Origin of the sequence: Pseudomonas palmensis (assembly GCF_017848315.1) — a bacterium.
Taxonomy (GTDB): domain Bacteria; phylum Pseudomonadota; class Gammaproteobacteria; order Pseudomonadales; family Pseudomonadaceae; genus Aquipseudomonas; species Aquipseudomonas palmensis.
Map to the genome: position 1 here is coordinate 1 of NZ_JAFKEC010000083.1, position 18,917 is coordinate 18,917.

At 66.4% G+C, this 18,917-nt stretch carries 15 protein-coding genes and 1 pseudogene; 1 reads left to right on the forward strand and 15 read right to left on the reverse strand.

Annotated elements, in window-relative coordinates:
• A partial coding sequence (locus JZZ72_RS26000) for an NEL-type E3 ubiquitin ligase domain-containing protein (protein ID WP_210015394.1) occupies positions 1-2,915 on the forward strand: 2,915 nt, incomplete at its 5' end.
• A gap of 48 nt (positions 2,916-2,963) precedes the next feature.
• On the opposite strand, the gene JZZ72_RS26005 is transcribed toward JZZ72_RS26000, so the two are convergent.
• From JZZ72_RS26005 to JZZ72_RS26075, 15 genes and pseudogenes are all read right to left on the reverse strand, one after another.
• The gene (locus JZZ72_RS26005) at positions 2,964-3,293 is read right to left on the reverse strand and encodes a hypothetical protein (protein WP_043863218.1); all 330 of its coding nucleotides are present in this window, start codon (positions 3,291-3,293) and stop codon (positions 2,964-2,966) included.
• A complete protein-coding gene (locus tag JZZ72_RS26010; protein ID WP_210015395.1) occupies positions 3,290-4,207 on the reverse strand; it encodes an alpha/beta hydrolase in 918 nt (305 codons plus the stop codon). Before JZZ72_RS26010 ends, JZZ72_RS26005 begins: the two co-directional genes overlap by 4 nt.
• On the reverse strand, positions 4,179-5,456 hold the full coding sequence (locus tag JZZ72_RS26015) for a flavohemoglobin expression-modulating QEGLA motif protein (protein ID WP_043863216.1): 1,278 nt from the start codon (positions 5,454-5,456) through the stop codon (positions 4,179-4,181). Before JZZ72_RS26015 ends, JZZ72_RS26010 begins: the two co-directional genes overlap by 29 nt.
• A gap of 24 nt (positions 5,457-5,480) precedes the next feature.
• Positions 5,481-6,026, reverse strand: a complete 546-nt coding sequence (locus JZZ72_RS26020) for a hypothetical protein (protein WP_043863215.1) — start codon at positions 6,024-6,026, stop codon at positions 5,481-5,483.
• A gap of 27 nt (positions 6,027-6,053) precedes the next feature.
• Positions 6,054-6,758, reverse strand: a complete 705-nt coding sequence (locus JZZ72_RS26025) for a TetR/AcrR family transcriptional regulator (RefSeq protein ID WP_043863214.1) — start codon at positions 6,756-6,758, stop codon at positions 6,054-6,056.
• 100 nt (positions 6,759-6,858) lie between these two features.
• Positions 6,859-8,361 carry a lysine--tRNA ligase gene (gene lysS / locus JZZ72_RS26030; protein WP_043863213.1) on the reverse strand — a complete coding sequence of 501 codons (1,503 nt, stop codon included), beginning with the start codon at positions 8,359-8,361 and terminating at the stop codon, positions 6,859-6,861.
• A gap of 71 nt (positions 8,362-8,432) precedes the next feature.
• Positions 8,433-9,528, reverse strand: a protein-coding gene (gene prfB / locus JZZ72_RS26035) for a peptide chain release factor 2 (RefSeq protein ID WP_100633065.1) whose coding sequence is annotated in 2 segments (ribosomal slippage) — positions 8,433-9,455 and positions 9,457-9,528 — 1,095 coding nt in all. Because the reading frame shifts where the segments join, the coding sequence is not laid out codon by codon here.
• Positions 9,529-9,668: 140 nt separating this feature from the next.
• Positions 9,669-10,710, reverse strand: a pseudogene (locus JZZ72_RS26040) (diguanylate cyclase); the annotation flags it as partial.
• A 48-nt stretch (positions 10,711-10,758) separates the two neighbouring features.
• The gene (cheB, locus tag JZZ72_RS26045; RefSeq protein WP_043863210.1) at positions 10,759-11,772 is read right to left on the reverse strand and encodes a chemotaxis response regulator protein-glutamate methylesterase; all 1,014 of its coding nucleotides are present in this window, start codon (positions 11,770-11,772) and stop codon (positions 10,759-10,761) included.
• Complete coding sequence (locus JZZ72_RS26050; protein ID WP_210015396.1) at positions 11,769-14,084, reverse strand: hybrid sensor histidine kinase/response regulator; 2,316 nt, start codon at positions 14,082-14,084, stop codon at positions 11,769-11,771. The genes cheB and JZZ72_RS26050 overlap by 4 nt, the downstream gene beginning before the upstream one ends.
• The gene (locus JZZ72_RS26055) at positions 14,081-14,749 is read right to left on the reverse strand and encodes a chemotaxis protein CheW (protein ID WP_210015397.1); all 669 of its coding nucleotides are present in this window, start codon (positions 14,747-14,749) and stop codon (positions 14,081-14,083) included. Before JZZ72_RS26055 ends, JZZ72_RS26050 begins: the two co-directional genes overlap by 4 nt.
• Positions 14,746-16,011, reverse strand: a complete 1,266-nt coding sequence (locus tag JZZ72_RS26060; protein WP_078480084.1) for a CheR family methyltransferase — start codon at positions 16,009-16,011, stop codon at positions 14,746-14,748. The genes JZZ72_RS26055 and JZZ72_RS26060 overlap by 4 nt, the downstream gene beginning before the upstream one ends.
• Positions 16,008-16,523 (reverse strand): chemotaxis protein CheW, encoded by a 516-nt coding sequence (locus JZZ72_RS26065; protein WP_054915018.1) that lies wholly within the window; start codon positions 16,521-16,523, stop codon positions 16,008-16,010. The genes JZZ72_RS26060 and JZZ72_RS26065 overlap by 4 nt, the downstream gene beginning before the upstream one ends.
• A 7-nt stretch (positions 16,524-16,530) precedes the next feature.
• The gene (locus JZZ72_RS26070) at positions 16,531-18,108 is read right to left on the reverse strand and encodes a methyl-accepting chemotaxis protein (RefSeq protein ID WP_213086040.1); all 1,578 of its coding nucleotides are present in this window, start codon (positions 18,106-18,108) and stop codon (positions 16,531-16,533) included.
• A 181-nt stretch (positions 18,109-18,289) separates the two neighbouring features.
• Positions 18,290-18,917 (reverse strand): tellurite resistance TerB family protein (locus JZZ72_RS26075; protein ID WP_210015398.1); only part of this gene is annotated, 628 nt, incomplete at its 5' end.

Here is an 18,917-nt window from a genome sequence, read left to right on the forward strand (position 1 = left end):
CCGCCACCCCCTGCACCACTGGCTGCAACCCGCCGCCGGCCGACCTGTACGATGCCTGGTCACCACGGCTCAATCGGGCGATCGCCTTGCACCGCTTCGAACTGGCACAACTGGATACCGATCATGCGGTGCTGGAGCTCCAGCAACGCTATCCGAACCTGCCACTGAGTGTCGCGCAACGACTGCTGGACGAAAACCGCCAGCGCATCTATGCCCCGCTGCAGGCGACCCCGCCGCTGCCCCTGCCTCTGGACGTGGCCGAGCAGGCGCGTGCCCTCGACCATGACGCGCGCCTGAGCAATGCTCTGGAGGGCTTTACCCAGCCGGCCTCGATCAACCAGGACACCTTCATCCTGGCCGTGCGCCTGCTCGAACACCTGGACCACTGGCCGGCCGGTACCGCGCTGCTGCTGCGCAGCGGCGCACGGTTCGGCACCCCGCTTGCAGCGCTGGGCCAGACCGATGTCGATACCACCTCGGTGTACCTGGATGAAGACGAGGGCTGGCACGCGATCAGCGCGACCCAGGTGCTGCTGGCCCAGGACACCAGCGAGTTCGGGTTCTACCGCGCATTGCTGCATGCACTGGGCGAGTCGCGCAGCGCGCGGCTGGGCTTCGGACTCAACGAGCCGCAGCGCCTGCACCAGCGCCTGATGGAGATGGCGCTGGCGCGCCCTACCCGCGCCCGCCTGCTGCTGGGCCTGCCGGTGCAAAGAAGCTGGTTGACCACCACCGCCAATGCCCCGACCCAACGCAGCCCCAGCCGTGGCGAGCAGAACATGTTCAATCGCGAACCACTGCATACCCGCCTCGAACGCCTGATCAGCCACCATCGGCTGCCCATTGCGCGCCGCTACGTCAATGCCTACATCGCCCACCTGCTCAGCCAGAACCAGCCCATCGGCGCGCACGTGACGCAGCTGGAACAGGAGCGCCTGCAACTCGATGGCAGCCTGGACCGGTGGGTCGAGCAAAGTGCCGATGCCACTGCCCGCGCCGAGCGCACAGAGGTGGCGCAGCAGCTGGTGCGGGCCTGGGAATGCCGCATTCTGCGCCGGCGGGACGAGGTTCGCATCGACAGCCAGCAGGCGTTGCCACCGTTGTCGGTGACGTTGCCGGCAGTGGTGGCGCTGAGGGTCCTGGATACACCGCGCATCGACGGCCTGGCAGCCTTCGTGCAGCGCTTTCCGAACCTGCACAGGCTGGAACTGGTCAACCTGCCCCTGACCGAACTGCCGCAAGGTCTGGAGAACCTGCACCGGCTCAGCCACCTGAACCTGTCGCGTACCCGGCTGACACCGACCCGCCTGGCCGAACTGGGCACCCTGAGCGGCTTGCAGACCCTGATCCTGAATGACATCGACGTGCCCGACTTCAGCTGGACGGCCCAGCACATGACCCGTCTGCTGACCCGCGACTCGCTGCGCATTCTGACCCTGCAGGGCTCGAGCGCGCGCTTCGAACAGGGCGTTTTCGCCGCACTGCAGCAGGCAACGCACCTGCACACCCTGAACCTGGCGCAGAACCTCATCAGCTTGAGCGAACAGGACATCCTCGATCTGGGTGGCCTGCAGCGCCTGGTCAGCCTCGACCTGTCCGCCAACCCGCTTTCACGCATGCCGGACGTGACCCGCCTGCAGGCCCTGGAAGAGCTCGACCTGTCGTACCTGGCCTCGCCCGTCGACCAGTGGCCCACGGGCCTTGAGCGACTGCCCCGGGTGCACAGCGCCGACCTGCGCGGGCTGGCCATTGCCAGCGTGCCCGAAGGGGCCGGCCTTGTACGCGGCCTGCGCATGGCATACGAGTACCTGCCCGAATCACAGCGCCAGCGGTTCGAGGACGACATGATCGCCACGGGCAACACGCTGCAGGACTCCGATGCATCCAGCGCCGGGAGCTCCGACTCGCAGGGCTCCACCGACGTCGAACCGGCCTCGGTGCGCCACGCCACGGCACTGCGCGACGCACCGCGCCTGTTCGAAGGCATGTCCGCTGACGATCAGGCACGGGCCCGGCAATTGCTCGAAGACAACGGCTCGGCGGTGATCGAGTTCTTCGCCTTGCTGCTGCGCCAAGATCGTCTGCACGCCTTGCCGCCAAGGCACACGGCAATGCGCACGCGAATCCAGGCATTGATCCGGGGGGCTTTCGGCCAGGACCTGCGCAGAACCCTGTATGAGGTGGCGCTCGAGGCGGTGAGTTGCATCGACCGCGATGCGGTGGTGTTCTCGCAACTGGAAAACCTGCTGCACGCCGACCTGGCGCTGGCCAGCGTGGGCGATGCGGCAGCCGAGGGCGAACTGATCGACATGGCGATCAGCCATTGGCGCGCACTGCGCCTGCGCGAGCATGTCAGCGCCAACCTGCCGGGCTGGCGCCGCCTGGGGCACCAGATCGACTACAGCGAAATCGAACTGCACTTCAGGATCGCGTTGACCACGCGCCTGGGGCTGCGCGACCAGCCGGCCACCCAGGCCTTCACCGGCTACACCCGCTGGGTTACCCCGGCCATGCTCGATGAAGCCTGCGAGGCCGTGTTGCGCTCCCAGATGAGCCAGTTGCCCGACTACCTCTATGGGCAGGCCTACTGGCAGCGCTACCTGGATTTTGCCGCGTCACCGCAACTGGAGCAGGTCAACCGCTGGCGGGATCGAATCAGCGAATACCTGGACGCCGTCAGCAACGAAGAACTGCCGCCGCCCTTGAGCGAGGATGAACAGGCGCGCCTGCGCGACATCCTGCACCTGAGTGGTCGGCTGGGCCTGCACGAAGCGCTGCCGGACATGCTGTCGCTCAACAGCAGCGAATACCGCGCTGCCTACCAGGCCTTGATGAAAAGGGTCGAACAGGCCCGCATGGAACTGACCAGGACCATTCTGCGCGAGCCGCGCCCGGGCCCTTCGTCACGTAGCTGACGCGTGCCCGGTACGCCGCAGGTATTCACGCGGCGTACCGGGAACCGCTTACTGCTGGACCTGCTGGGGCGTCTCCTGCCCCATGCAGCGCACCGCCTGCTTGCGGTTGTCCACCAGCACGCCGGTCAGGCCCTTCTGTTCGGTGTCGAACAGCACCAGCACGCCATCGATGCACTGCGCCACCTGCGCCGCCGGCTTGAGCGAGATCTTGTAGTCCTCCCCCGGCACCGTCTTGAGCATGGTGTAGTCGGCCAGCAACAGTGCATCCTGGGGCTTGGCGAAATGCAGGTAGCCGTAGTACCAGAGCACGCCCACCGTACCGATGATGCTGCAGATACCGGTAATGATCAGCGGGATGGCGTTGCGTTCTTCACTCATTGCGACTTCTCGTCAGGGTAATTGGGGACTTCGGCCAAGCGCCGCAGCCCGTTGAAATGCTCGGGGTCATCCAGAAAGCGCAGCATCACCTGGCGCCAGGTCTTGTCGGCGAAGGTCTGCACATGCCCGCCACGGGTCAGTTGCAGAACCCGCGGTGGCGGCGCGGCGCGGTACAGCGCCAGGCCGTTGGCCAACGGCACGATCGGGTCGTCGATGCTGTGGAAGAACAGCTTGGGCGGCGAGCTCAACTGGTCGATCGACCCGATGGCGCTGTCGCCATCGGGTACCAGCCACGACAACGGCACCTGGAACGGCCAGGTCAGCCAGGAAGTGCTCAGGGCAAACTGGCCCACCTTGCGGTAGCTGGCCGGCACCCCGTCGAACACCAGGGCCTTGAAGCGCTGGCGCTGCTCGGGATGCTGCGCCAGGTAGTGAATGCCCATCGCCCCGCCCAGGCTCTGCCCCAGCAGCACCAGCGGCTTGCCCTGCACTTCGGGAGCCTGCTGCAGCCAGTCCATCGCCGCGGCGATGTCCTGGTACACCGCCGGCAGGGTCGGTTCGCCCTGGGACACCCCGTACCCCCGGTAGTCCACCAGCAGCACCTGGTAGCCCTGCTCGGGCAGCCACCAGCTGGCGCCCAGATGCCAGGCCAGGTTGCCGCCATTGCCATGCAGGTGCAGTACCGTGCCCTTGACCGGCACCCCGGCCTTGGCCGGCAACCACCAGCCGTGCAGGCGCGTGCCGTCCTCGGTGGTCAGGCTCACGTCGCGGTAGGCCAGCCCGGCCTTCTCGGGCGTGAACGGCAGGCCACGCTCGGGGTAGAACAACAGCGAACTGCAGCCGGCCAGGCTCAGCAGCGCGGCCAGCAGCCCGGCCCGCCAGTGCTCAGAGAATGTTCGAATAATCGGCTTCAATCCGGTCCAGGCTCAGGTGGTTGAGGAAGTTGGAAAAACACATCCAGGCCGACAGCGCGTTCAGGTCGCGGAACTGCTCGGGCAGGTACTTGGGTGGCTCCACCAGGCCTTCATCGACCAGTTGGCGCAGGGTGCGCATGTCTTCCAGGGTGGTCTTGCCGCAGAACAGCAACGGAATCTGCTCCAGCTTGCCCTTGCGCACGGCCAACTGAATGTAGTTGTAAACCATGATGAAGCCCTTGAGGTAGGACAAGTCCTTGGTGAATGGCAGGCCATTGGGCACCGAGCCGCGGAACACGCGGCTGGCATTGCCATAGCTTTCGGCCATTTCAAACCCCTGGGCACGGAAGAACTCGTACACCTGCATGAAGTCCGCCCCCTCCTCGACCATGTGGATGGCGCGGGTGCGGTTGGTGAGCTTGCGCAGGCGGCTGGGGTAGGAGGCAAAGGCGATCACTTCCATCAGGATCGCCAGGCCTTCCTGGGTCACCGTCGACGAGGGCGGGCCCTTGGCCAGGAAGGTGCAGATCGGCTGGTTGAGGCCGTTGAGCGTGGTGCCCACGTGCACCAGCCCTTCATGCACCTCCAGCGCGCGCACGTCGCGGCTGTTGAACATCGCGTCGCTGCGGATCTTGATGTAGTCGGCGCCCGCCGCCGCGTCGGCGACGATACCGTCGGACTCGAACACGCGGATGGTTTCCTCGGCCTCGCCGAACACCTTGTTCAGGCGGCCCTGGAGCAGCTCCACGGCCTGCTTGGCGGTGAGGTCCTTGGGTTCGTCCTTGAGGTCGCCGCGCCCGTCGATGTTGTTCAGGTAGTCCGAGAGCATCAGGCCCAGGTCGGCCAGGGTCGGGTCGCCGGCATGGAAGGCGTCGGAGGCGGCGCCGTAAAGCTCCTGGGAAATCAGACCGAAGTCTTCCGTGCCGCGCGCCTCGAGCATGCGCACCACCATGCGGTATTCCTTGCACATGCGCCGCATGATCTGCCCGACCGGGTTGAACTGGCCGAGCTGGCGGGTGATGTCGCGCTCGATGTTCTGGAACTCGAGCTTCACCGCGCTGGAGTCGAACGACAAGGGCCTGCCCTGGTAGTAGGCGCGGTCCACGGCCGGCATTTCCCGGCCCTTGGCCTTGAGGAAACCCTGGCGAATGCTGTCGTCCCATTTCACCGCATCGAGTACGCGAATAGGGGTTTGCGCCAGGACAATGCGATCAGACAGGGTGCGTATCGTCTGCTGGTACTCGTCCACCCGAAACTCCTTGTGTTGGCCAGCCTACTTGCCGGCCCGCTGAAAACGTGCGACTTCGATGAACAGGTCGGAGTTGGCCGGGTCGTCCAGGTAGGCCAGCACCCGCGCCGCCGGGCTGTCGATAAGCACGCCCTGGCCGTTTTCCTCCGGTATCTCGATGGCGCGACCGCTCAGTTCCTTGTTCTTCAGGGCCTGGTTGATCTGCTCGACATCCAGGTTGTAGATCACCAGTTGCTTGTTGTCGATCACCTCGAACCCGCCGATCAGGAAGTTGCCCCCCAGACGCTTGGGCACGCCGGCCGAGAGGTACCAGCGGTTGCCATGGCGGGCCACGGTGAAGGCGTAGGTTTCAGGCTTCTTGCCCTTGGCGGTGGCCACCGCCTTGTAGGCGTTGTCGCCCCTGCGGCTGATCTGCAACGTCAGCGGCTCGCCCCAGGCGTCCTTGCTGGTCCATTTGCCGAGCAGGGCCTTGGGCGCCGGCTGGTTGGTCGGGATCGGCTCGTTGAACGTCACCAGGCAACCACTCAACAGCACAAACGACAGGGCCAACAGCACACGCCAGGCTTTCATCCGATACTCCTTGAATTAGGTAGAGCCTCAGGCCGATGCCAGCACCAGATGCAGGTATCGGGTAAGGATAGCGAGCATCTGCGCTTCGGCCTGGGGTTGTGCAGCATCGAGCAGGCCCTGATATTCCATCTGCTCGATGATGGCCGTCAACACTATGGCATCTTGCTGTGGCTGGCGCGAACCCACCACCTGCAACAGCTGGCAGGTGCCGCGCAGCAGGATCTGCGCATGCAGGCGCACCAGTTCGGCCAGCCGCGGGCACAGCAGCGCTTCCTGGCGAAACGCCTGCTCGGCCATCAGGAAGTCGCGGCGGTTGTGCAACTGGCGCTGCACGTACTCGGCGCCCATCTTCGCCACTTCGTCGGCCAGCTGCGCGCGGGCGCCGGGGCTGCCGTCGCCCTTGGCGATCAGCTGGCGCAACAGCACCTCGGTGTTTTCCCACAGCTTGGCCATGTAGGCCGCGCTGCGTTCGACATACTGGGCGAAGGTGTCGGTGAGCAGGTCTTCGATGTCCTTGAAATAATAGGTGGTGGCCGACAGCGGCACACCGGCCTCGGCGGCCACCGCACGGTGGCGCACGCCGCGCACGCCATCACGCACGATGATGCGCATGGCCGCGTCGAGGATCTGCTGACGGCGCTGCTCGCTGCCCTGGCGGCTGGCCTTGCGCCCCTGGTACTGAACACTTTCGGCTACCGCTGTGGCCACGCCAGCAGCACCTTGTTGAGCCATTGCAGTCGTCACTGGGGTCTACCTCGTTGAATGCTGACTGATCGATCAGCTTGTCGCAGACATGAAAAAGCCGCCCCTAGAGGCGGCTTGTTCAAGACACTCAGGCCTGCGGGCGCATGTGCGGGAACAGGATCACGTCGCGGATCGACGGCGAGTTGGTCAGCAGCATCACCAGGCGGTCGATACCGATGCCCTCACCGGCAGTGGGCGGCATGCCGTACTCCAGGGCGCGCACGAAGTCGGCATCGTAGTGCATGGCCTCGTCGTCGCCGGCGTCCTTGTCGGCCACCTGGGCCATGAAGCGCTCGGCCTGGTCCTCGGCATCGTTGAGCTCGGAGTAGGCGTTGGCGATCTCGCGGCCGCCGATGAACAGTTCGAAGCGGTCGGTGACGTTCGGGTTCTGGTCATTGCGACGGGCCAGCGGCGACACTTCGAACGGGTACTGGGTGATGAAGTGCGGCTGCTCCAGCTTATGCTCGACCAGCTCTTCGAAAATCATCACCTGCAGCTTGCCCAGGCCTTCGAAGCCCAGCACCTTGGCGCCGGCCTGCTTGGCGATGGCGCGGGCCTTGTCGATGTCGTTGAGGTCGTCGGCGGTCAGCTCGGGGTTGTACTTGAGGATCGAGTCGAACACCGACAGGCGCACGAACGGCTCGCCGAAGTGGAACACCTTGTCGCCGTACGGCACGTCGGTGCTGCCCAGCACCAGCTGCGCCAGCTCGCGGAACAGCTCTTCGGTGAGGTCCATGTTGTCTTCGTAGTCGGCGTAGGCCTGGTAGAACTCGAGCATGGTGAACTCGGGGTTGTGCCGGGTCGAGACGCCTTCGTTACGGAAGTTGCGGTTGATCTCGAAGACCTTCTCGAAACCACCGACCACCAGACGCTTGAGGTACAGCTCCGGCGCGATGCGCAGGAACATCGGCATGTCCAGCGCGTTGTGGTGGGTTTCGAACGGCTTGGCCGCAGCGCCACCGGGGATGGTCTGCAGCATCGGCGTTTCCACTTCCAGGAAGTCGCGCTGGATGAGGAAGTTGCGAATATGGTTGATGACCTGCGAGCGCACACGGAAGGTGTGGCGGGTTTCCTCGTTGACCATCAGGTCGACGTAGCGCTGGCGATAGCGCTGCTCGGTGTCGGTCAGGCCGTGGTGCTTGTCCGGCAGCGGGCGCAGCGACTTGGTCAGCAGGCGCACGTTGGTCATCTCGACGTACAGGTCGCCCTTGCCCGAACGGGCCAGGGTGCCTTCGGCGCTGATGATGTCGCCCAGGTCCCAGGTCTTGACCGCTGCCAGGGTTTCCTCGGGCAGGGTCTTGCGGTTGACGTAGACCTGGATGCGCCCGGTCATGTCCTGGATCACCATGAACGAGCCACGGTTGAGCATGATGCGACCGGCAACCTTGACCGGGATCGCTGCAGCTTCCAGCTCTTCCTTGGTCTTGTCGACATACTGTTTCTGCAGGTCGTTGCAGTAGCTGTCACGGCGGAAGTCGTTGGGGAAGGCGTTGCCCTTGGCGCGCTCTGCGGCAAGCTTTTCCTTGCGCAGGGCAATCAGGGTGTTTTCTTCCTGTTGCAGGTCTTGCGGGTCGAGTTTGAGGTCGCTCATGTGGTCACATTTTCCATCAGGGGTTCATTGCCCCCGCCCGCAGGCGAGGGTCTTGTAGCGGGTCGCGAAACTTACAGCCCCTGCTTGAGGCTGGCTTCCAGGTACTCGTCGATATCGCCGTCGAGCACCTTGTCGCAGTCGCTGCGTTCGACGTTGGTGCGCAGATCCTTGATCCGCGAGGCGTCGAGCACGTACGAACGGATCTGGTGACCCCAGCCGATGTCCGACTTGCTGTCTTCCAGGGCCTGCGACGCGGCGTTGCGCTTCTGCATCTCCAGCTCGTACAACTTGGCCCGCAGCATCTTCATGGCGGTGTCCTTGTTGGCGTGCTGGGAACGTTCGTTCTGGCAGCTGACCACGGTGTTGGTCGGCACGTGGGTGATACGCACCGCCGAGTCGGTGGTGTTCACGTGCTGGCCGCCGGCACCCGAGGAGCGGTAGGTGTCGATACGCAGGTCGGACGGGTTGATCTCGATTTCGACCTTGTCGTCGATCTCGGGGGACACGAACACCGCCGAGAACGAAGTATGGCGGCGTGCGCCGGAGTCGAACGGGCTCTTGCGCACCAGACGGTGCACACCGATCTCGGTGCGCAGCCAGCCAAAGGCGTACTCGCCCTTGATGTGCACGGTGGCGCCCTTGATGCCGGCCACGTCGCCTTCGGACAGTTCCATGATGGTGGCGTCGAAACCACGCTTGGACGCCCAGCGCAGGTACATGCGCAGCAGGATGTTGGCCCAGTCCTGGGCCTCGGTGCCGCCGGAACCGGCCTGGATGTCCAGGTAGGCGTTGTTCATGTCCATCTCGCCGCTGAACATGCGACGGAATTCGAGCTGGGCCAGGGAGTCTTCCAGGCCCTGGAGCACTTCGACGACGTCATTGACGGCGCCTTCGTCGTTCTCCTCGACAGCCATGTCGAGCAGCTCGCGGGCGTCGACCAGGCCGCCGGACAGTTCGTCCAGGGTGTCGACGATCTGCGCCAGCATGGCGCGTTCGCGGCCCAGTTCCTGGGCGTACTCGGGCTTGTTCCAGACGTTCGGGTCTTCGAGCTCGCGGTTGACTTCGATCAGGCGGTCATGCTTGTGATCGTAGTCAAAGATACCCCCGAATGGATTCGGAGCGCTCGGTCAGGTCCTTGATGGTGTTCAGGATCGGTTGGATTTCCATGGGCGGGCAGCTCTCGTGCGTATTCTGTGAAAAGCCGGAGAGTATAAACGAGTCTGCAGGTGCGCGGCAGCCCGTCGGGCGGCCTTTGGAGAAGCCGGCGCCTGATCGCGGATCAGCCGCCCCCACAAGGGCAGCACGATGCCCGTGGGAGCGGGCTTGACCCGCGATGGCGGTCTGTCAGGCCACCCCGACCTGGTTGCGCCCGCCATTCTTGGCCTGGTACAGGCCCTTGTCCGCCGCCGAGATCAACTGTCGGCAATGGCTGCCGACTGCCGGCGTGTGGGTGGCCAGGCCGATGCTGATGGTCAGCACGCTGCCCGCCTGCGGCATGTTGTGCTCGATGGCCAGGCCCACCACGGTCTGGCGCAGCTTCTCGGCCACCAGCCGCGCCCCGCCCGGCGAAGTGTTGGGCAGCACCAGGGCGAATTCCTCGCCACCGTAGCGTGCCGGCAGGTCGCTGGGGCGGCTGCACGAGGCACGAATCGCCTCGGCCACCTGGCGCAGCGCCTCGTCCCCGGCCAGGTGGCCGAACGAGTCGTTGAAGGCCTTGAAATAGTCGACGTCGATCATCAGCAACGACAGCTGCGACTGGTCACGCATGGCCCGGCGCCATTCCAGTTCCAGGTACTCGTCGAAATGCCGGCGGTTGGACAGCCCCGTCAGGCCGTCGGAGTTCATCAGCCGCTGCAGCACCAGGTTGGTGTCCAGCAACTGCTGCTGGCTGACCCTCAACGCCCGGTAGGCTTCGTCACGCTGCAGCAGGGTGAGGTAGGAGCGCGAGTGGTACAGGATGCGCGCGACCAGCTCGATGTTGTCGGGCAGCTTGACCAGGTAGTCGTTGGCCCCGGCGGCGAACGCGGCGCTCTTGACCAGCGCGTCTTCCTTGGACGACAGCACGATGATCGGGATGTCCTGGGTGGCCGGGTTGCTGCGGTACTCGCGCACCAGGCTCAGGCCATCAAGGCCGGGCATGACCAGGTCCTGCAGGATCACCGTGGGCTTGATCCGGATCGCCTGCGCGACGGCCTGATGCGGGTCGGCGCAGAAGTGAAAGTCGATGTTGGCCTCGTTGGCCAGGCCGCGACGCACGGCTTCGCCGATCATCGCCTGGTCGTCGACCAGCAGCACCATCGCCGAGTTTTCATTGGTGGTCGGGAACCCCACGAGCGGTAGATCATTCATGCGCGCCCTGCTCCCTGGCGAACGACCGGTTTGGTTCATTACACATCGTCATTTCGAAAAAATCTCCATCAGGCGCGGCGCAATGCGCTCCAGCGCACGTATCTCGACGGCGGCATCGATGGCCGCAGCCGCCTTGGGCATGCCGTAGACCGCACTGCTCTGCTGGTCCTGGGCGATGGTCAGAAAGCCCTGCTCGCGCATCAGCTTGAGCCCCTGTGCGCCATCGCGGCCCATGCCGGTCAGCAGTACGCCCACCGCATCGCCCTGCCAGAAGCGCGCCACGCTCTCGAAGAACACATCGATCGAAGGGCGGTAGATCGCGTTGACCGGTTCGGCGGTGTAGGCCAGGGTGCCGTCCTTCAACAGGCGGATATGGTGGTTGGTGCCGGCCAGCAGCACCTGCCCGGGCTGGGGTGCTTCGCCCTCGCGGGCCAGGCGTACCGGCAGGCCGGAGGCGCTGCTCAGCCACTCGGCCATGCCGGCGGCGAACACCTGGTCGACGTGCTGGACCAGCACGATGGCCGCGTTGAAATCCTGCTCCAGGCTCTTGAGCAGCACCTCAAGCGCCGCCGGGCCACCGGCCGAGGAACCGATCGCCACCAGGCGCTGGCGTTGTGCGCCCTGGCGCTGCGGGGCTGCCACTGCCCGCACGCGGTTGCTGCCATGCTGGCCGATCAGCCAGCTGATATTGAGGATCTTGCGCAACAGCGGCGCGGCCGCCTCACGCGGGTTGCCGGCGCCTACCGCCGGGGTGTCGACCACGTCCAGGGCGCCGTGGCCCATGGCCTCGAACACGCGGTGCACGTTCTGCTGGCGGTCGACCGTGACGATCACGATGGCGCAAGGAGTCCGGGCCATGATCTGGCGCGTGGCCTCCACGCCGTCCATGACCGGCATGATCAGGTCCATCAGGATCAGGTCGGGGGTGTGCTCGGCGCAGCGCTGCACCGCCTCGGCGCCATTGCCGGCCACCCAGATCACCTCGTGCTGCGGCTCGAACGCCAATGCCCGGCGCAGGGCTTCCACGGCCAGGGGCATGTCGTTGACGATGGCGATCTTCATCCCTGGGCTCCCCCGATAAGCTCCACCACGGCTTCCAGCAAGGCATCATCATGAAAGCTGGCCTTGGCCAAATAGTAGTCGGCCCCGGCGTCCAGTCCACGACGACGATCTTCCTCGCGGTCCTTGTACGACACCACCATCACCGGCAACGACTGCAACCGGCTGTCGCGGCGCAGCAGGGTGACCAGTTCGATGCCGTCCATGCGCGGCATGTCGATGTCGGTGATCAGCAGGTCGAAATCCTCGCTGCGCAAGGCGTTCCAGCCGTCCATGCCGTCCACCGCGACGGCCACTTCGTAACCGCGGTTGGTCAGCAGCTTGCGCTGCAACTCGCGCACGGTCAACGAGTCATCCACCACCAGCACGCGCTTGCGCGTCGCTTCGCGGGCGGCGCGCTGGCCACGCTCGATACGTTCCAGGCGGCCGGTGCTGAGCAGCTTCTCGACCGAGCGCAGCAGGTCCTCGACGTCCACGATCAGCACCACCGAGCCGTCATCGAGCAGGGCCCCGGCCGAGATGTCCTGCACCTTGCCCAGCCGCGCGTCCAGCGGCATCACCACCAGCACGCGCTCGCCGATCAGACGCTCGACGGCCACGCCATACAGGGTGTCGCGCTCACGGATGACCACCACCTTGATGGCCTGTTCCGCCGCCTGGCTGGGCGGCCGGTTGAGCAACTGGGAGGCGGCCACCAGGCCGATGTGCCGGCCTTCATGCCAGAAATGCTGGCGCCCCTCGATCTGCACGATGGCCTCGGCGGGCAGGTCCAGGGTGCGTTCGATATGCGCCAGCGGGAAGGCGTAGGCCTCGCCCCCCACCTCGACCACCAGGCTGCGCACCACCGACAGGGTCAGCGGCACCTCCAGGTGAAAGCGGCTGCCCTGCCCGCTGTGCTGGCTGAGGTCGATGAAGCCGCGCAACTGGCGCACGCTGTGCTGCACCGCATCGAGCCCCACGCCGCGCCCGGAAACCTCGGTGACCTTGTCGCGCAGGCTGAACCCCGGCAGGAACAGGAACGTCAGCAGTTCGGCTTCGCTCATCTGCGCCACGGTGTCGGCCGGCGACAACTGGCGCTCGACGATGCTGTGGCGCAGGCGTTGCAGGTCGACGCCGCCACCGTCATCGCTCAGTTCCAGCACCAGCAGGCCGGCCTGGTGCGAGGCGCGCAGGCGGATCAGGCCCTCGGCCGGCTTGCCTGCCAGCAGGCGTTGCTCGGGCAGTTCGATACCGTGGTCCACGGCGTTGCGCAGAAGGTGGGTGAGCGGCGCCTCGAGTTTTTCCAGCACGTCACGGTCGACCTGGGTCTTTTCGCCCTCGATCTCCAGGCGCACCTGCTTGCCCAGCGACCGCCCCAGGTCGCGAACCATGCGGCTCTGCCCGTTGAGCACGTCGGCGAACGGGCGCATGCGGCAGGCCAGCGCGGTGTCGTACAGCAGTTGCGCGCGCTGGCTGGCCTGCCAGCCGAACTCGTCCAGGTCGGCGGCCTGCTGCTGCAGCATCTCGCGGGTTTCGCCGAGCAGGCGCTGGGCCTGCGCCAGCGCTTCCTGCACCTCCGGTCGCTGGCCGCCGGTGTCCAGCTCGGCCTTGAGCGTATCGAGGGCGCGAATGCTCTGGCCGTGCATGCGCTTGAGGCGCTGCAGGGTGGCCAGGTAGGGCTTCAGGCGCTGGGTTTCGACCAGCGACTTGCTGGACAGGTCGAGCAGGCTGTTCAGGCGCTCGGCCGTGACCCGCAGCACCCGCTCGCCGCCTTCGCCGCGCTTGCCCGGCGCAAGGGCCACGGGCTCGGCAGACGCCTCCGGTTGCGTGAGCGCCTCAGGCTCGGGCGCCGGGGGCACCGGCTGCGGCGCAGCCGGTGCGGGTTCAGGATTCTGCGTCGGCTCGGGCGCGTCGCCGATTGCCGGCCCCGTCGCCATCAGCGCACTGGCCGGATCGAGCAGCACGGCCATCTGCACCACGAAGGCCTGGACCGCCGCCTCGGTGGCCGCACCGCCCAGGGTGGCGATGCGCATCAGCAGGTCGGTGCCCTGCAGCAGCGCATCGATGTGCTCGGGGCGCAGGCGCAGGCGGCCTTCCTGGGCCTCGACCAGGCAGTCTTCCATCACGTGGGCGACGCTGACCCCGGCGTCGATCCCCACGATGCGCGCCGCGCCCTTGAGCGAGTGGGCGGCGCGCATGCAGGCCTCGAGCTGGTCACCCTGGGTAGGGTTGCGTTCCAGGGCCAGCAGGCCGGCGCTGAGCACCTGGGTCTGCGCCTCGGCCTCCAGGCTGAACAGCTCGAGCAGCGAAGCGTCGCGCATTTGCTCTGGGGTCATGACAGGCTCCGGTTCACGGCAGACAACAGCTGTTCTTCATCCAGCACCCGCACGCTGCGACCGCGCCACTGCAATACCGCTTCGGTGAAGCGTGCATCGGTGGCGGTGTCGCTGGCCGGCTGCCCGGGGTCGAGGGCATGGATGCCGTCCACTTCGTCCACCGGCAGCACCACGGCGCCGCCGCTGGCACCCAGGATCAGCATGCGCGGCATGACCCGCGCCGACACCGCCACCGGGCTGCCGGGCTCGAGCCCCAGCAGGTCGCCCAGCGACAGGCACGGCACTAGCGCACCGCGCACATTGGCCACCCCCTGCAGCACCCGCGAGCGCTGGTGCGGCAAGGAGTGCACCGGCTGCAGCGGCGCCACCTCGACCAGGCAGCGGGTCGCCAGGGCCAGCCATTCCTCGCCCAGGCGAAACAGCAACAGCGAGCGCCCGACACTCACCGGTGCCTGCACATGCGTCTGCGCATGGGCGTCCTGGGCCAGCGCATAGCGGTCCAGCAGGCGCGTGGCCGCTGCCGCGTACACCTGGCAGTTGCGACAGTGAACATGCTCGGCCAGCAACGGGCAGCTCTTGTCGCCGTGCACACCGATACGGTTCCAGCAATCGTCGATGGCCTCGACCGTGGCGGCCATCACGCCCAGCTCTGCCTGGCCGCTCATCGTTCAGGCTCCCGCTCGCTGCGCTCTCGGCGCGCCGCACGCTCCTGCAGGCGCCGGGCGCCCACCTCATCGCCCTGGGACGCCAGCAGCGCCGCCAGGTGCGCCAGGGCCTCGGGGTGCTGGGGTTGCAGGTACAGCACCTTGCGGTAGTGGCTCACGGCCTGGGCCGCATCGCCGGCGGTATCGCTGAGCAGGCCCAGCCAGTAATACACCTGCGCATCCGGTGCATGCTGCTGCAGATAGCGTTCGCAGGCCGCGCGTGCCTCGTCGCTGCGGCCCTCGTTGGCCAGCGTGGCGATCTGCGCCAGCAGCTGTTCGGCGCCGGGCTTGCCGGCGGCTGGGGGCGCAACCCGGGCAGGCTGCGGTGCCGGGGCTGGCGCACGGCGCGCCAACGGCGCAGGCGCCCGCCGTGGACTGGGTGCAGGCATCGGGGGCGGCGGCGAAAGCACTGGGGGCGGCTCCTGCGGGATATGCCGTACATAGGCGAACGACTGCGCGATACCCAGCGGGCGCATGCCCATGCGTGCCAGCAGGCTGCCTTCGGCCGGGCCGATGAACAGTACGCCGTCTTCATGGGTGAGGCTTTTCAGTACGTCGAACACCCGTTGCTGGGTGGGTACATCGAAATAGATCAGCAGGTTGCGGCAGAAGACGAAGTCGTAGCTGCCCCTGCGGGTGCGCAGCGCCGGGTCGAGCACGTTGCCCACCTGCAGCTCGACCTGCTGGCGAACCCGCTCGTCGAGGCGATGGCCCTGCTCCACCTCGCTGAAGTGGCGCTGGCGGAAGGCGATGTCACTGCCGCGAAAGGAGTTGCGGCCATACACCGCCTGTTCGGCGCGGGCGATCGAGTTGGGGCTGATGTCGATGCCGTCGACGCGAAACCCGGGGCCGGCGATACCGGCATCGAGCAGGGCCATGGCAATCGAATAGGGCTCTTCACCGGTCGAACACGGCAGGCTGAGCACCCGCAGCGGCCGGGTGCCATTGAGCTCGGCCAGGCGCCTGAGGGCAAGCCCGGCCAACGCGCTGAACGACTCGGGATAACGGAAGAACCAGGTTTCAGGCACGATCACCGCTTCGATCAGCGCCTGCTGCTCCGGGGTCGACTGCTGCAGGCGCACCCAGTAGTCGTCCAGGTCGCGGGCCTGCAGGGCAGCACAGCGCTGGCGCAGGGCCCGCTCGACCATCGGCGCGCCAACCGAGGCGACATCCAGGCCGATACGCTCTTGCAAGAATCGAAAGAACCGCTGCTCGTCGCTCATGGCTGCACCTCCACGGGCGGGTACAGCAAGGCGCGGGCCTGGTCGGTCAGCAGGTCCTGGACGCTGATGCGTTGCATCAGGCCCTGGGCATCTTCGCGCACCGGCCCCAGGTAGGGGGCCTGCTGGTTGTCGACGCCATAGGGGCGAAACTCGTCGGGGTGGCAACGCAGGGTGTCGCTGGCCTGCTGCAGGATCAGGCCCAGCAACTGCGGCTCGGCCTGCGCCTGGCCCCGGTAGTGCACCAGCACCAGCCGGGTGCTGGTACGCAGCGGCGCCGGGGTGCCGAACCCCAGGTCGCCCACGTCGATCACCGGCACCAGCGCACCGCGATGCGCCAGCACCCCCGCCACCCAGCGCGGGGTGTGGGCGATGGGCTTGAGTGGCAGGCGTGGCAGCACCTCCACTACCTCATGGGTGTCCAGGGCAAAGCGCTGCTCGCCGATACGAAATACCAGGAACAGGCGCCCTGGCGTAGGCACCGAAGTGTCGCGGCGTGACTGAAGGTCGCTCATCGGGGCTTCAGACTTTGAACCGCGACACACCACCACGAAGGCCGACCGCTACCTGGCTCAGCTCGTCGATGGCGAAACTGGCCTGGCGCAGCGACTCCACGGTCTGGCTGCTGGCATCGCCCAGCTGCGCCAGTGCATGGTTGATCTGCTCGGCACCGGTGGCCTGGGCCTGCATGCCTTCGTTGACCATCAGCACCCGTGGCGCCAGCGCCTGCACCTGGTGGATGATCTGGGTCAGTTGCTCGCCCACCTGCTGCACCTCGGCCATGCCGCGACGCACTTCCTCGGAAAACTTGTCCATGCCCATCACCCCGGCCGACACCGCCGACTGGATCTCGCGCACCATCTGTTCGATATCGTAGGTGGCCACGGCGGTCTGGTCGGCCAGGCGGCGCACCTCAGTGGCCACCACGGCAAAGCCGCGGCCATATTCGCCGGCCTTCTCGGCCTCGATGGCGGCGTTGAGCGACAGCAGGTTGGTCTGGTCGGCGACCTTGACGATGGTGACCACCACCTGGTTGATGTTGCCGGCCTTCTCGTTGAGGATCGCCAGCTTGTTGTTGACCAGGTCGGCCGCGCCCATCACCTGGTGCATGGTCTCTTCCATGCGCGCCAGGCCCTGCTGGCCGGAGCCGGCCAGTACCGAGGCCTGGTCGGCAGCGCTGGTGACCTCGGTCATGGTGCGCACCAGGTCACGGGAGGTGGCGGCGATTTCCCGCGAGGTGGCACCGATTTCGGTGGTGGTGGCGGCCGTTTCGGTGGCGGTGGCCTGCTGCTGCTTGGAGGTGGCGGCAATCTCGGTCACCGAGGTGGTGACCTGCACCGACGAGCGCTGGGCCTGGGACACCAGGGTGGTCAGCTCGCTCATCATTTCGTTGAAGCCGGTTTCCACCGCGCCGAATTCATCCTTGCGGTCCAGGCTCAGGCGCACGCTGAGGTCACCGCCGCGCAGCTTGTCCAGCGCCCGCACGATCAGTTGCATGGGGCCGGTGATGGCGCGCATCAGCATCAGGCCGCAGATGCCGGCTGCAATGATCGCCAGCACCAGCGAGATCATCATGCTGACCTTGGCCGTGGTCACCGCGCTGACGATGGCACCGGTGGCCTGCTCGGCCGACACCCGGTTGCCTTCGATCACCGTGTTCAGGTGCTTGCGGCCCTCGTTCCAGGCCGGGGTCATGCTGTCCTGCAGCAGGCGCTGGGCCTCGGCGTAGTTCTTCTGCCGGTAGGCCTCCAGCACGCTGTCGAGCAGCTTCAGGTAGCCCTGCTCCAGGCGCACGAACTCCTCGTAGCTGGACTGGTCTTCGGAGGACTGGATGGTCTTCTGGTAATCGGCCATGTTCTGCTTGAGGCGATCCTCGAAGCTCTTGTACAGCTCGGCGTCGGCATTGGTCAGCTCGCGATGGTTGCTCAGGCCGAGCAACTGCTGGGTGTTGACGTAGCTGTCGACCCAGGCGCTGCGGATCATCGAGCTGTAGTACACGCCAGGGATGCTGTCCGAACGCACCGCCTCCTCACTGGACTCGATCGCCACCAGGCGCGAGTAGGCAGCGACCACCATCAACAGCATGATGGCAATGATCATGGCGAAGCTCGCCAGGATGCGTTGGCGCAATGTCCAGTTCTTCACAGTCAGCCCTCAAGGATTCTACGCGAGCAGAAAAATGCGCAGATTATAGCCCACGCACCTTATCTGCACGCGCTCTGGATCAAGACGGCTCGGGCAAAATGGCCTGCGCGATGGCCATATGCCCGCATTTGCTGACTCAGGCCTGGCGAACCTGTTTTTCCAGCTCGGCCTTGAGGGCCGGGTCGAGCTTGAGCTGCTTGGCCAGCTCGTCGAGGTAGGCGCGCTCCATGAAGTGTTCCTCGTCCACCAGCATGACGCTGGCGATGTACATCTCGGCCGCCATTTCCGGCGTTGTGGCAGCGCGGGCGACGTCGGCCGGGTCCAGCGGTCGGTTGAGTTCGGCATGCAGCCACTGTTGCAGCTCGTGGTCGTTGTCGAGCTTGACGAACTCGCCTTCGATCAGCGCCTTCTCGCGCTCGTCGACATGCCCGTCGGCCTTGGCCGCAGCCACCAGCGCCTTGAGGATGGCCTGGCTGTGCAATTCGACCTGGGCGGCAGGCAGGCGGTCGAGGGTCTGCGGTTCGCGCTGCGGCGCACTGCCCTGCTGGGCCTGCCAGTTGCCGTAGGCCTTGTAGGCCAGCACACCGAGGGCGGCCAGGCCACCATAGGTGAGCGCCTTGCCCCCCAGGCTGCGCGCCTTCTTGTTGCCCAGCAGCAGGCCCATCGCGCCCGCCGCCAGCGCACCACCGCCGGCACCGGAGAGCAGCCCGCCCAGGCCACCGCCACCGGCGCCGCCGAGCAACCCACCCAGCCCGCCACTGCCC